Raw genomic sequence first — 11,864 nt, forward strand, 5'->3', positions numbered from 1 at the left:
CCGCTTTTTGGAATTGTTCTAAACAGTGAAGTGTCCTATATGTGTTCGGACTTGAAAACCGGATCCGGAGTTCCCGATGCGTCTGACAAAACAAACCAACTATGCGGTGCGCATGTTGATGTACTGCGCGGCGAATGGTGACAAACTCAGCCGCATCCCGGAAATCGCCAGGGCCTATGGCGTCTCCGAGCTGTTTCTGTTCAAGATTCTCCAGCCGCTGACGCGCGCGGGCATCATCGAGACGGTGCGTGGCCGCAACGGCGGCGTGCGCCTGCCGAAGCCCGCGACGGAGATCACGTTGTTCGACGTCGTGCGCGTGACGGAGGATTCCTTCGCCATGGCCGAATGCTTCGAGGCCGGCGAGATCGAATGCCCGCTGGTCGACAGCTGCGGTCTCAATTCGGCGCTGCGCAAGGCACTGAACGCCTTCTTCGAAGTGCTGCAGCAATACACGATCGACGACCTCGTCAAGGCCCGCCCGCAGATCGGCATGCTGCTCGGCCTGGACACCGCGGTCGAGCGCCAGCCGGCCGCCTGACGCGCCTGGTGCCGGCGGTTATTCCCCGGCGCCGACGTCGCGCTTCACATATTCCTGCAGGATGAATTCGATGGCCGTCGGATCGAGTTCGGCCTTGTCGATGCGGAAGTCGACCCCGTAGTCGTCTATCTTCTGGAAATAGGCATCGCTGATCGACGACGAAATGACGCCGACCGGGCCGATATAGCCGTTGCGCCTGAGCTCCGGCACCGTCTCGCGAAAATCCGCCTGGGGCTGGAGCCGGTTGTCCATCAGGATCATGTCCAGCTGCACGCCGGACGCGCGGATGAAATCGAGCGCCGCCTCCACCGTCTCCACATAGTTGAGCGTGATCGCATAGCTCGAGACCTTGCGCATCAGCGCGCTGAGGATGACGTTTTCCGCAGGGTCGTCATCGACAAGCAGGATTTGCACGGGTGCGGTCATGGCGGTGGGTGAACCTGATTGCATCGAATGGTTGGCCGGAGGCCGCGGCTACTCTCATCCAGGCCGCGACCATTAACAAGTCCCTAACTCTGCTATCTCCGGTGTCACGGTTGTGTTTTGTGACGCTACTGGATGATCTGCTCGCGGATCGCCTTCGCGACCATTTGCGTGCGGTTCACCACGTCGAGTTTTTTCAGGATCGTCGCCGTGTGCGAATTCACCGTGTGTTCGGAGACCGAGACGATGAGGGCGATCTCGCTCGCCGTCTTGCCATAAGAGATCCAGCGCAGGATTTCCGTCTCGCGCGGCGTCAGGCCCATGCCGGCCTTGTTGGCGAGCACCTTGCGGTGGAAATAGTCGAAGGCGCAGTTCGCCTCGTAGCAGATCTCGTAATGGGCGCTGCGGCCGATATCCTCGCCGTCGCCGAGGAAGAGCACCACATAGCGCGTGCCGGCGATCGAATGGACCGGAATGGCGAGCGCCATGTCGAAGCCGATCTGGTCGAGGAAGTCGCTGCTGCCGACCGTGCCGTTTTCGGGCGGGTCGTCGCTTCGCCAGACGGTTGGGATCGTCGACTTGTAGAAGCTCTTGAAGATGGCGGAATCGTTGAGGCGGTGGCGTTTGTCATAGGTTTCGGCAAGGCCGGCCGGCAGGTCGTGCAGCACGAGGCGGCCAGCAAGGTGGCTGGTCTCGTGCTCGTTGGCCAGTTGGAGTATCCCGAAGTGTTCGAAGCCGTAACGCAGTGCCAGGGTATGGAAGATGCGAAAGAAATCGACGCGATTGAGAGCCTTCTCAAGATCGCTTTCGAAATCGTAGCGCCGGTAGTGTTTGTTCAAGACGGGCACGTGGTCTCTATCCCTGGGATTCCACGCGTCCAAATCTAACGCCGCAATCTCTGGCGGCAAAGGGTTTTACGGGACAATTTCACGCGCGCAGGGCACTTTTTTCCCGCGCTTCTGGCAAGATATTGAAAAGAAAAGAGAAAATGTAAGAGGGGCGGCCCTTCGCTTTTTTGCCCCGCCCTGCCGCCACAGCGCCGGGCCGCGAAGGGCCGCCCCTCTTGCCTCGTTGTCCCGTTATGACGCGGCGGGCGCGACGGCGCCATCCGTTCAGGTCGGGATTGACAGGAAAGCGGCGGGTGATTCGCGTTGCTTTTGAAGCCGTTTCTAATGCTGTGGAGAATAATGTTCCGAGGATTTTTCCGTTTGGACAAATTTGTTCGCGGACTTATTGCAATCCTGCGGCAAATGTCGTTCCATCCGCGCAAGGCCGGGGCTGGAACCGCACCCGAGCCCGCACAAGAGAACAAAAAAGCAAACCTGGGAAGCTCACTATGAAAAAGCTGACTACTCTCCTCGCAGCGACGGCGCTTGCCTCGTTGATGGGTACGGCCGCCTGGTCGAAGACCTTCGTCTACTGCTCGGAAGCCTCGCCGGAAGGCTTCGACCCCGGTCTCTACACGGGCGGCCAGACCTTCGACGCGGCCGCGCACACGGTTTACAACCGCTTGGTGGAATTCAAGCGCGGCACGACGGAAATCGAGCCTGCGCTGGCCGAGAGCTGGGATATTTCGGCTGACGGCAAGGAATACACCTTCAAGCTCCGCAAGGGCGTGAAGTTCCAGACGACCGAGTATTTCACCCCGTCGCGTGAGCTGAACGCAGACGACGTGATCTTCTCCTTCGAGCGCCAGTACAAGGAAGACAACGCCTGGAACAAGTACGTGCCGGGCGCATCCTGGGAATACTTCTCCGGCATGGGCCTGCCCGATGTCATCGAGAAGATCGAGAAGATCGACGACCTGACCGTCAAGATCACGCTGAAGCGCCCGGAAGCGCCGCTGCTCGCCAACCTCGGCATGCCCTTCATCTCGATCGTCTCGAAGGAATATGCCGACAAGCTGCAGGCTGACGGCAAGATGGAGCTGATGAACCAGCAGCCGCTCGGCACCGGTCCGTTCACCTTCGTCGCCTATCAGCCGGATGCCGCCATCCGCTATAAGGCCAACCCGGATTACTGGGGCGGCAAGCAGGCGATCGACGACCTCGTCTTCGCGATCACCACGGATGCCGCCGTTCGCGCGCAGAAGCTGAAGGCCGGCGAATGCCACCTGATGTCCTATCCAAACGCTGCCGACGTCGCCGAGCTGAAGGCCGATCCGAACCTCAACATCTCCGAGCAGGCCGGCCTCAACGTCGCCTACCTCGCCTATAACACGCTCGTCGCGCCGTTCGACAAGGTCGAGGTCCGCAAGGCCCTCAACATGGCGGTCAACAAGCAGGCCATCGTCGACGCCGTCTTCCAGGGCGCCGCGACCGTCGCCAAGAACCCGATCCCGCCGACCATGTGGTCGTACAACGATGCCGTCGAAGACGACAAGTACGATCCGGAAGTCGCCAAGAAGATGCTCGAGGATGCCGGTGTCTCCGGCCTCAAGATGAAGATCTGGGCCATGCCGGTCGCCCGTCCCTACATGCTGAACGCCCGCCGCGCGGCGGAACTGATGCAGGCTGACCTTGCCAAGATCGGCGTCGAGGTCGAGATCGTCTCCTATGAGTGGGCCGAATACCTGAAGCTCTCCTCCGACAAGGACCGCGACGGTGCGGTCATGCTCGGCTGGACGGGCGACAACGGCGACCCGGACAACTTCCTCGACACCCTGCTCGGCTGCGATGCCGTCGGCGGCAACAACCGCGCGCAGTGGTGCAACAAGGAATTCGACGACCTGATGACGAAGGCGAAGGAAACCGCCGACGTCGCAGAGCGCACGAAGCTCTATGAGGAGGCCCAGGTGATCTTCAAGCGCGAAGCGCCGTGGAACACCATCGACCATTCGCTTGCCGTCGTTCCGATGAGCAAGAAGGTTTCGGGCTTCGTCCAGTCCCCGCTCGGCGACTTCGTCTTCGAAGGCGTGGACATCGCCGAGTAAGATCGGCTACGAGAAAGGGCACGCCGCAAAGAGCGTGCAGTGGCCGGCGGCTCGAAGGGATTCGGGCCGCCGGTTTTTCACAAAAAGAAGGGATTGGCTCCCATGTTTCGCTTTATCTTCGGACGGCTCGCCGTCCTGATACCCACGTTCCTCGGGGTATCGCTCATCGCGTTCTCCTTCATCCGCCTTCTGCCGGGCGACCCGGTCATGCTGATGTCGGGCGAACGCGTGATGTCGCCGGAACGACACGCCGAGCTCATGCACCAGCTCGGCCTCGACCGGCCCATGTACATCCAGTACTTCGATTATCTCGCAGGCCTGCTGACGGGCGACTTCGGTTCGTCCATCGTCACCAAGCGCCCGGTTCTCGATGACTTCCTGCAGCTCTTCCCGGCGACGATCGAGCTCTCGCTCTGCGCGATCATCCTCGCCGTCGTGCTCGGCATTCCGGCCGGCGTGCTGGCCGCGGTGAAGCGGGGGACCTGGCTCGACCAGTCGATCATGGGCGTCGCGCTCGTCGGCTATTCGATGCCGATCTTCTGGTGGGGCCTGCTGCTCATCATCTTCTTCTCCGGCTATCTCGGCTGGACGCCGGTCTCGGGACGCATCTCGCTGATGTACTTCTTCCCGCAGGTCACCGGCTTCATGCTGATCGACAGCCTGATCTCGGGCCAGGCGGGGGCGTTCAAGTCGGCGGTCACCTACCTGATCCTGCCGACGATCGTGCTTGCGACGATCCCGCTCGCCGTCATCGCGCGCCAGACCCGCTCGGCCATGCTCGAAGTGCTCGGCGAGGACTATGTCCGCACCGCCCGCGCCAAGGGCCTGTCGCCCTTCCGGGTCATCGGCGTGCATGCGTTGCGCAATGCGATGATCCCCGTCATCACCACGATCGGCCTGCAGGTCGGCGTGCTGCTGGCGGGCGCCATCCTCACCGAGACGATCTTCTCCTGGCCGGGCATCGGCAAGTGGATGGTCGACAGCGTCTTCAAGCGCGACTATGCCGTGGTGCAGGGTGGCCTGATGCTGATCGCCGCCGTCATCATGATCGTCAACCTCGTGGTCGACCTGCTTTACGGCTGGGTCAATCCGCGTATCCGGCACTAGGAGGCGATCCATGAGCACGGTTCAAAACACGGCCGACACCAAGACGGGTGGCACGCCGCCCTCGGGCCTTTCCGAATTCTGGTTCTATTTCTCGCGCAACAAGGGCGCCGTCATCGGCCTCTTCGTCTTCCTGGTCATCCTGTTCGTGGCGGTCTTCGCGCCTTTCGTCGCGCCGCACAGCCCGAGCAGCCAGAACCGCGAGCTGCTTCTCCTGCCGCCGGTCTTCCAGCAGGGCGGCATGTGGGGACACATTCTCGGCACCGACGCCGTCGGCCGCGATATCCTCTCGCGCCTCATCTACGGCGCACGCTTCTCGCTCTTCATCGGCCTCGTCGTCGTGACGCTGTCGGTGGTCTCGGGCGTGCTGATCGGTCTCGTCGCCGGCTATTTCCGCGGCAAGGTCGATACCTTCATCATGCGCATCATGGACATCATCCTGGCGTTCCCCTCGCTGTTGCTCGCCCTCGTGCTGGTGGCGGTCCTGGGACCCGGGCTGCTCAACGCCATGATCGCCATCTCGCTCGTCAACCAGCCGCATTTCGTGCGCCTGACGCGTGCGGCTGTCATGACGGAGAAATCGAAGGATTACGTCGTCGGCTCGAAGGTGGCCGGCGCCGGCACCTTGCGCCTGATGTTCATGACGATCCTGCCGAACTGCCTTGCGCCGCTCATCGTCCAGGCGACGCTCGCCTTCTCGGCGGCGATCCTCGATGCGGCCGCCCTCGGCTTCCTCGGCATGGGTGCCCAGCCGCCGACGCCGGAATGGGGCACGATGCTCGCCGAGGCGCGCGAATTCATCCAGCGCGCCTGGTGGGTCGTCACCTTCCCCGGCCTTGCCATCCTCATCACCGTGCTTGCCATCAACCTCATGGGTGACGGCCTGCGCGACGCCCTCGATCCCAAGCTGAAGAGGTCGTGATGTCGCTTCTCGAAGTCAAAAACCTCACCGTCGAATTCCAGACGGCTTCCGGTCCCTTCCGCGCCGTGGACGGCGTTTCGCTCAAGGTCGACGAGGGCGAAGTGCTCGCCATCGTCGGCGAATCCGGTTCGGGCAAGTCGGTCTCCATGCTCGCCGCCATGGGGCTTCTCCCGTGGACGGCGAAGGTGACGGCGGACGTCCTCACCTTCAACGGCCGCGACATGCAGGCCATGTCGGACAGCGACCGGCGCAAGATCATCGGCAAGGACATCGCCATGATCTTCCAGGAGCCGATCGCCAGCCTCAACCCGTGCTTCACGGTCGGCTACCAGATCGAGGAAGTGCTGCGCATCCACACGGATCTCTCCCGCAAGGCGCGCCGCGACCGGGCGATCGAGCTGTTCCAGTCGGTCGGCATTCCGAACCCGGAAGAACGCCTCGGCCACTTCCCGCACCAGATGTCGGGCGGCCAGTGCCAGCGCGTGATGATCGCGACCGCCCTTGCCTGCAATCCGAAGCTGCTCATCGCCGACGAGCCGACCACCGCGCTCGACGTGACGATCCAGAAGCAGATCCTCGACCTCCTGATGAAGCTGCAGGCCGAACACGGCATGGGCCTCATCATCATCACCCATGACATGGGCGTCGTCGCCGAAACCGCCGACCGCGTCATCGTGCAGTACAAGGGCCGCCAGATCGAGGAGGCCGACGTGCTGTCGCTCTTCTCGGCCCCGAAGAGCGTCTACACCAGGGCGCTGCTTTCGGCCCTGCCGGAAAATGCCACCGGCGAGCGCCTGCCGACGATCACGGAAAAGCTGACCGACGCCGAGATTTTTGCAGGAGCAGTCCGATGACCCCTGTTCTCGAAGCACGGAACCTGAAGCGCGACTACCATATCCCGGGAAGCCTGTTCAAACCGGCCAAGACCGTTCACGCCGTCAAGGGCGTGAGCTTTACGGTCGAGCAGGGCAAGACGCTCGCCATCGTCGGCGAAAGCGGCTGCGGTAAGTCCACCCTTGCCCGCATGGTCACGATGATCGACCCGATCACCGAAGGCGACATGCTGATCGACGGCCGCAAGGTCGATATCGCGCATGAGCCGCTGACGGCCGAAATGCGCAGCAAGGTGCAGATCGTCTTCCAGAACCCCTATGGTTCGCTCAACCCGCGCAAGAAGATCGGCGACATCCTGACGGAGCCATTGGTCATCAACACCAAGGTGCCGGCGGGCGAGCGGCGCGACCGCGCCATGACCATGCTGAAGAAGGTGGGTCTGGAGGAGAAGCACTACGGGCGCTACCCACATATGTTCTCCGGCGGCCAGCGCCAGCGCGTGGCGATCGCCCGCGCGCTGATGCTCAATCCGCGCCTGCTCGTGCTCGACGAGCCGGTCTCGGCGCTCGACCTTTCGGTCCAGGCCCAGGTGCTGAACCTGCTCGACGACCTGCAGGACGAGTTCAAGCTCACCTATGTCTTCATCAGCCACGACCTTTCGGTCGTGCGCCACATCGCGGACGACGTGATGGTGATGTATTTCGGCGAGGCGGTGGAATACGGCAGCCGCGACCAGGTGTTCGGAAACCCGCAGCACAGCTACACGAAGACCCTCTTCGCCGCGACGCCCCGCGTCGACGTGGACGCCATCCGCGCCCGCATCGAACGCCGCAAGCGCGTGGCGTAAGGACGGACAGCCCGTGACGGCGGCCCGCGCGATCGTCGTCATGGGCGTTTCCGGCTCCGGCAAGACCTCCGTCGCCGAGGGCCTTGCCGCCGCCCTCGGTGTCGCCTTCATCGAAGGCGACAGCCTGCACCCCGCCGGCAATGTCGAGAAGATGTCCCGCGGCATCCCGTTGACGGACGAGGACCGCTGGCCCTGGCTCGACACGATCGGCCGGGCGCTTGCCGAAAGTCTTGGCGCCGGAAAAACCGTCGTCGTCTCCTGCTCGGCCCTGAAAGGGGCCTATCGCGACCGCCTGCGCCGGGCTGCCGGCGGGCCGCTCGCCTTCGTCTTCCTCATGGGCAGCCGCGATCTGCTCATGACCCGCATGGCGGCACGGCACGGTCATTTCATGCCCGCGAGCCTGCTCGACAGCCAGCTTGCCACGCTGGAGGATCCGTCCGGCGAACCGGGTGTCGTGACCGTCGGGATCGACGCCTCCGTCGCAGCGATCGTCGCTGCGGCGCTCGATGGGTTGAAGGCATTGGGCTGACCCGCGGTGCGGGGAATTTCCCCACCCTGCCACTGGCGCCCGCGCACGCGGCCTCGTATAGACGGCGGGCCGCAGGCCTTTGCATGCCGGCGGTGTCCCGCCAAGAATTTCAAGACCTGACAGGAACGAGACATGGATATCAAACGCTTTGAAACCGGCCCGCGCATGAGCCAGGCCGTCGTGCACAACGGCACCGTCTATCTGGCCGGCCAGGTCGGCGAGGCGGGTTCGGACGTCACCGAGCAGACGAAGCAGGCGCTTGCCGAAGTGGATCGCCTGCTGGCGCTCGCCGGCACGGACAAGACCCGCATCCTTTCCGCCCAGATCTGGCTCGCCGACATGGCCGACTTTTCCAAGATGAACGCCGTCTGGGACGCCTGGGCGCCGCAAGGCCACACCCCGGCCCGCGCCACCGGCGAATCCAAGCTGGCAACGCCGGACTACCTCGTCGAAGTCATCGTCGTCGCCGCGCTTTAATTCCCGCGTTTCGGCTGAAACGAAAAAGGCCCGCTTGCGCGGGCCTTTCTCATTTCTGGACTTCGCCTTCAGGCCGATTTCGCCAGCCGCGCCTGCTCGTCGAAGAACAGGGCCTGGCTGATCAGCGCCTTCACCATGTCCGGATTGAACGGCTTGGTGACGAGGAAGGCCGGCTCGGGCTTCTCGCCGGTGAGCAGCCTTTCCGGGAAGGCGGTGATGAAAATTACCGGGATCGTGCTGTTCTTCAGGATGTCGTTCACCGCATCGATGCCCGAGCTGCCGTCGGCCAGCTGGATATCGGCCAGCACCATGCGCGGCGAGGTGCGGTGGTAGAGCTCCACCGCCTCCGAATGGGTGCGCGCGATACCCGTCACGTTGTGGCCGAGGCCTTTCACCATGTCCTCGATGTCCATGGCGATCAGCGGCTCGTCCTCGATGATCATGATGTCGGTCGCCACCTGCCGCGAGATGTCGCGCGAGGCCTCGTCGAGCAGGGCGGCGAAGCGTTCTTCCGATATGTCGAGGATGTCCGCGCCTTCGGCAAGGTCGAAGCCCTCGACGGCGACCAGCAGGAAGGCCTTGCGTTCCGCCGGCGGCAGGTTGGCGAGGTTGGCGGCCGCCTGGCGCTCCCAGCCGAAGGGGGATGTGTTGTCCGGCAGCGTCACGTCGAGATTTTCGAAGAGCGTGCAATAGAGCCGGTAGAGCGCGATCCGGTCGCTTCGCCCCTCCGGATAGAGCGTGATATCGGCAACGAGCGCTTCGAGCATGGCCGCGACATAGGCGTCGCCCGAGGTCTGGGAGCCCGTCACGGCACGGGAAAACCGCCTGAGATAGGCGAGATGCGGTGCGATACGGGTGGAAAGTGACATTTAGTTCTCCCTGAATATGTTCCGCATCGGAACCGTTTCCGCTAGAATTCACCATGCGGAAACCTATTACTAGCATTCTAAGTCTGACTTGCTATTGGGAATCTTGGGCAAAAGGAAGATAGCGGGTGGCATCGGATGGAAACAAGGCCATGATCGAGCCAGGTAAAGAGAAGAAGCGCGCGCGGCGGGAGGCACCCGTCAAGGCTGCGTTCGACCCGAACGGCCCGGTCGGCCGCAAGCTCAAATCCTTCTACGATGTGATCGAGACGGAACCCGTGCCTGATCGCCTTCTCGATCTTCTGGAAAAGCTCGACGAGGCCGAGCGCCGGGCCAAGAGCGGTTCCTGAAAACATCCATTCCTTCCAGTTCCAGACATCAAGAAACGGGCCCGAGGGCCCGTTTCCTTTTTGGTGATCCGGCGCCGTGTCAGCGGCAGCGTGCTTCGTAGCGGCGGCCGTAGCGGTCGCGGTAGATGCAGTAGCCGCTGCGGTCGGAGCGGGCGATGAGATAGCCCGCCGCCCCGCCGATCGCCGCCCCCGCAAGCGCGCCGCCGGCACGGCCGGTGACGACGCCGCCGATGATGGCGCCCGTGCCCGCGCCGATCGCGGTGCCGCGCTCGGTCTGGGTGCAGGCGGTGAGCGTCACCGTGGAGGCGACAAGGGCAAGCGCGATGATGGTGTTCTTCATGGTTCCGGCTCCTGGCTTGGTTTGGGGATCAGATACGTCCCATGAGGACGAGGATGAGAAGGATGAGCACGATCAGCCCGAGGCCGCCGGAGGGGCCGTAACCCCAGCTTCGGCTGTATCCCCAGTTCGGCAGCGCGCCGATCAGAAGCAGGATGAGGATGACGAGGAGAATGGTGCTGAGCATCGGTGCTTCCTTTCGCGTCCGGTTCGCTTTCGAGCGATGGGCCGACAACGGGCCGCGACGGATTTTGTTCCCGAAAATGTGACAACGCCGTCATTGGCCACGCCCGGAACTTTCATCGCCCCGCTCCGTTTCCCGTCCCGACCGATGGGCGGTGACCCGCGGGTGATGGAGAGTGAAATGGAACACATAGCCGCAATCATGCTTCTGGTCGGCTGCAGCCATGGCGGCCTCACCTGTGAAGAACTGCAAGCGCCCCAGGTGGCGTTCGAGACCATGGAAGAGTGCGTCGGCGCGCTGCCGGCGGCGCTCGGCGGAGCGGGCGCCGGCAAGCGCCTCGTGCACGGCCGCTGCGCAGCGGTCGATCCCGCCTGGGTCGAGGAGGATGTCGAGATCAGTTGGCGCCTCAGCCGGCAGAACGGCCTCGAGGTCCATGTCCGGCAGGTCGATCCGCCGGCAAAGGACGTCATCGTCGCCGACAGCGCCTATCCGGGCGGTGCGGCACGGATGCACTGACCTGCCGGGGAACCTTTCCGGCGCCCACCGGTTTCCCTCCGGTCAACGCCATGCGTTCAATGGAACAGAAAGGACAGCGACATGAACTGGGATATCATCGAAGGCAAATGGAACGAGTATAAGGGCAAGGCCCAGGCCCAGTGGGGCAAGCTCACCGACGACGATCTCGATGTCATCAACGGCCGCCGTGTCGAGCTTTCGGGCAAGATTCAGCAGCGGTACGGCCTCGCCAAGGAAGAGGCGGAGCGGCAGATCGACGACTGGACGCGCCATCACTGACACATGTCCAGCCGAAGCGGCTTCGCTCCGGCGCCGGATAATGCGGTGAAAAACCCCGGGCACGTCCGGTTTGCCGGAATTTCCCCGGGGACAGTGCCGATCACATAGACGACCGCCATGCCGTCGCAGCCGAGGGGCCGCGGCGGCATCGCTTTTTGGAAGAAGAAAACGTCATTCTATTCAGTTCGGGTACCGGGAACCTTTTTCAAACGTCATCGTTTCTACAACGATACAAGGAAGGAGTTCGAAAATGCTCTATTATGCTGTGGTCTTTCTCGTGATTGCTCTTGTCGCCGGCCTGCTCGGTTTTGGCGGCATTGCCGGTGCTTCGGCCGGCATCGCACAGATCCTGTTCTTCGTCTTCCTGGCCCTTCTGGTCCTTTCGCTGATTGCGGGCCTGTTTCGAAGGGCATAAGGATGAAGCGTACCGGAAAAGGGCGGCGTTCGCGGACGCCGCCCTTTTTGCATCTGCGAACGACCCTTGCGGGGCTTCGAGCCATTGGTTAACAACGGGTGAATTTGCCGAATCCCTTGGAGCCTGATCGATGAAATCCCTCGAACTCCTGGTCGAACGCATCATCCTGTCGAGCCGCTGGATCCTGGTGGTCTTCTATCTCGGCCTCGTCGCGGCGCTTGCCGTCTATGCGGTGTCGTTCCTCTACAAGTTCGGCAAGGTGGCGATGAACGTCTTCGTCTTCGACGATGCGGAGATGATCCTCGCCATGC

18 protein-coding genes (1 of these 18 only partly in view) are annotated in these 11,864 nt (G+C 62.9%); 13 read left to right on the forward strand and 5 right to left on the reverse strand.

The genetic code is table 11. The features are described from left to right. The first annotated feature begins 76 nt into the window (after positions 1–76). A complete protein-coding gene (rirA, locus tag WMC41_RS02215; protein WP_272804460.1) occupies positions 77–538 on the forward strand; it encodes an iron-responsive transcriptional regulator RirA in 462 nt (153 codons plus the stop codon). An 18-nt stretch (positions 539–556) separates the two neighbouring features. Here rirA and WMC41_RS02220 read toward each other — a convergent pair whose 3' ends face one another. Both WMC41_RS02220 and WMC41_RS02225 read right to left on the reverse strand, forming a co-directional pair. Then, complete coding sequence (locus WMC41_RS02220; RefSeq protein WP_244767603.1) at positions 557–964, reverse strand: response regulator; 408 nt, start codon at positions 962–964, stop codon at positions 557–559. 125 nt (positions 965–1,089) lie between these two features. Then, complete coding sequence (locus WMC41_RS02225) at positions 1,090–1,809, reverse strand: LuxR C-terminal-related transcriptional regulator (protein ID WP_432346900.1); 720 nt, start codon at positions 1,807–1,809, stop codon at positions 1,090–1,092. Positions 1,810–2,297: 488 nt separating this feature from the next. On the opposite strand from WMC41_RS02225, the gene WMC41_RS02230 reads away from it, so the two are divergent. From WMC41_RS02230 to WMC41_RS02260, 7 genes are all read left to right on the forward strand, one after another. Further along, positions 2,298–3,893, forward strand: a complete 1,596-nt coding sequence (locus WMC41_RS02230; RefSeq protein ID WP_432346901.1) for an ABC transporter substrate-binding protein — start codon at positions 2,298–2,300, stop codon at positions 3,891–3,893. A gap of 102 nt (positions 3,894–3,995) precedes the next feature. After that, a complete protein-coding gene (locus WMC41_RS02235) occupies positions 3,996–5,000 on the forward strand; it encodes an ABC transporter permease subunit (RefSeq protein ID WP_244767606.1) in 1,005 nt (334 codons plus the stop codon). Between the two features lie 10 nt (positions 5,001–5,010). Continuing rightward, on the forward strand, positions 5,011–5,919 hold the full coding sequence (locus WMC41_RS02240) for an ABC transporter permease subunit (RefSeq protein ID WP_432346902.1): 909 nt from the start codon (positions 5,011–5,013) through the stop codon (positions 5,917–5,919). Next, positions 5,919–6,773: an ABC transporter ATP-binding protein gene (locus WMC41_RS02245; RefSeq protein ID WP_084437712.1), complete on the forward strand. Its 855-nt coding sequence runs from the start codon at positions 5,919–5,921 to the stop codon at positions 6,771–6,773. The genes WMC41_RS02240 and WMC41_RS02245 overlap by 1 nt, the downstream gene beginning before the upstream one ends. After that, positions 6,770–7,600, forward strand: a complete 831-nt coding sequence (locus WMC41_RS02250; protein WP_432346903.1) for a dipeptide ABC transporter ATP-binding protein — start codon at positions 6,770–6,772, stop codon at positions 7,598–7,600. The genes WMC41_RS02245 and WMC41_RS02250 overlap by 4 nt, the downstream gene beginning before the upstream one ends. A 40-nt stretch (positions 7,601–7,640) precedes the next feature. After that, a complete protein-coding gene (locus WMC41_RS02255) occupies positions 7,641–8,129 on the forward strand; it encodes a gluconokinase (protein WP_432348235.1) in 489 nt (162 codons plus the stop codon). Positions 8,130–8,261: 132 nt separating this feature from the next. Further along, positions 8,262–8,606, forward strand: a complete 345-nt coding sequence (locus tag WMC41_RS02260) for a RidA family protein (RefSeq protein WP_134649753.1) — start codon at positions 8,262–8,264, stop codon at positions 8,604–8,606. Positions 8,607–8,674: 68 nt separating this feature from the next. Here the strand turns inward: WMC41_RS02260 and WMC41_RS02265 are convergent, their stop codons facing one another. Beyond that, positions 8,675–9,475 carry a response regulator gene (locus tag WMC41_RS02265; RefSeq protein WP_244767608.1) on the reverse strand — a complete coding sequence of 267 codons (801 nt, stop codon included), beginning with the start codon at positions 9,473–9,475 and terminating at the stop codon, positions 8,675–8,677. Positions 9,476–9,624: 149 nt separating this feature from the next. Here WMC41_RS02265 and WMC41_RS02270 point away from each other — a divergent pair, with 149 nt between their 5' ends. Next, positions 9,625–9,822, forward strand: a complete 198-nt coding sequence (locus WMC41_RS02270) for a NepR family anti-sigma factor (RefSeq protein WP_244767609.1) — start codon at positions 9,625–9,627, stop codon at positions 9,820–9,822. A gap of 79 nt (positions 9,823–9,901) precedes the next feature. Here the strand turns inward: WMC41_RS02270 and WMC41_RS02275 are convergent, their stop codons facing one another. Both WMC41_RS02275 and WMC41_RS02280 read right to left on the reverse strand, forming a co-directional pair. Beyond that, complete coding sequence (locus WMC41_RS02275; protein WP_023514829.1) at positions 9,902–10,162, reverse strand: YMGG-like glycine zipper-containing protein; 261 nt, start codon at positions 10,160–10,162, stop codon at positions 9,902–9,904. Between the two features lie 28 nt (positions 10,163–10,190). Then, positions 10,191–10,346, reverse strand: coding sequence for a DUF3309 family protein (locus WMC41_RS02280; RefSeq protein ID WP_023514830.1), 156 nt, complete (start codon positions 10,344–10,346; stop codon positions 10,191–10,193). Positions 10,347–10,523: 177 nt separating this feature from the next. On the opposite strand from WMC41_RS02280, the gene WMC41_RS02285 reads away from it, so the two are divergent. The 4 genes from WMC41_RS02285 to WMC41_RS02300 form a co-directional block, all read left to right on the forward strand. Beyond that, positions 10,524–10,859, forward strand: coding sequence for a hypothetical protein (locus WMC41_RS02285; RefSeq protein ID WP_432346904.1), 336 nt, complete (start codon positions 10,524–10,526; stop codon positions 10,857–10,859). Positions 10,860–10,940: 81 nt separating this feature from the next. Then, the gene (locus WMC41_RS02290) at positions 10,941–11,138 is read left to right on the forward strand and encodes a CsbD family protein (RefSeq protein WP_432346905.1); all 198 of its coding nucleotides are present in this window, start codon (positions 10,941–10,943) and stop codon (positions 11,136–11,138) included. A 250-nt stretch (positions 11,139–11,388) separates the two neighbouring features. Then, entirely contained in the window at positions 11,389–11,553 is a 165-nt protein-coding gene (locus tag WMC41_RS02295; protein ID WP_023514833.1) for a DUF1328 domain-containing protein, read from the forward strand. Positions 11,554–11,683: 130 nt separating this feature from the next. Further along, on the forward strand, positions 11,684–11,864 hold the 5' portion of the coding sequence (locus WMC41_RS02300) for a TIGR00645 family protein (protein WP_244767611.1). 320 nt of this gene lie beyond the right edge of the window; only the first 181 of its 501 coding nucleotides appear in the window; its start codon is at positions 11,684–11,686; its stop codon lies beyond the right edge, outside the window.

Origin of the sequence: Shinella yambaruensis (assembly GCF_050859155.1) — a bacterium.
In the GTDB taxonomy this organism is placed as follows: domain Bacteria; phylum Pseudomonadota; class Alphaproteobacteria; order Rhizobiales; family Rhizobiaceae; genus Shinella; species Shinella yambaruensis.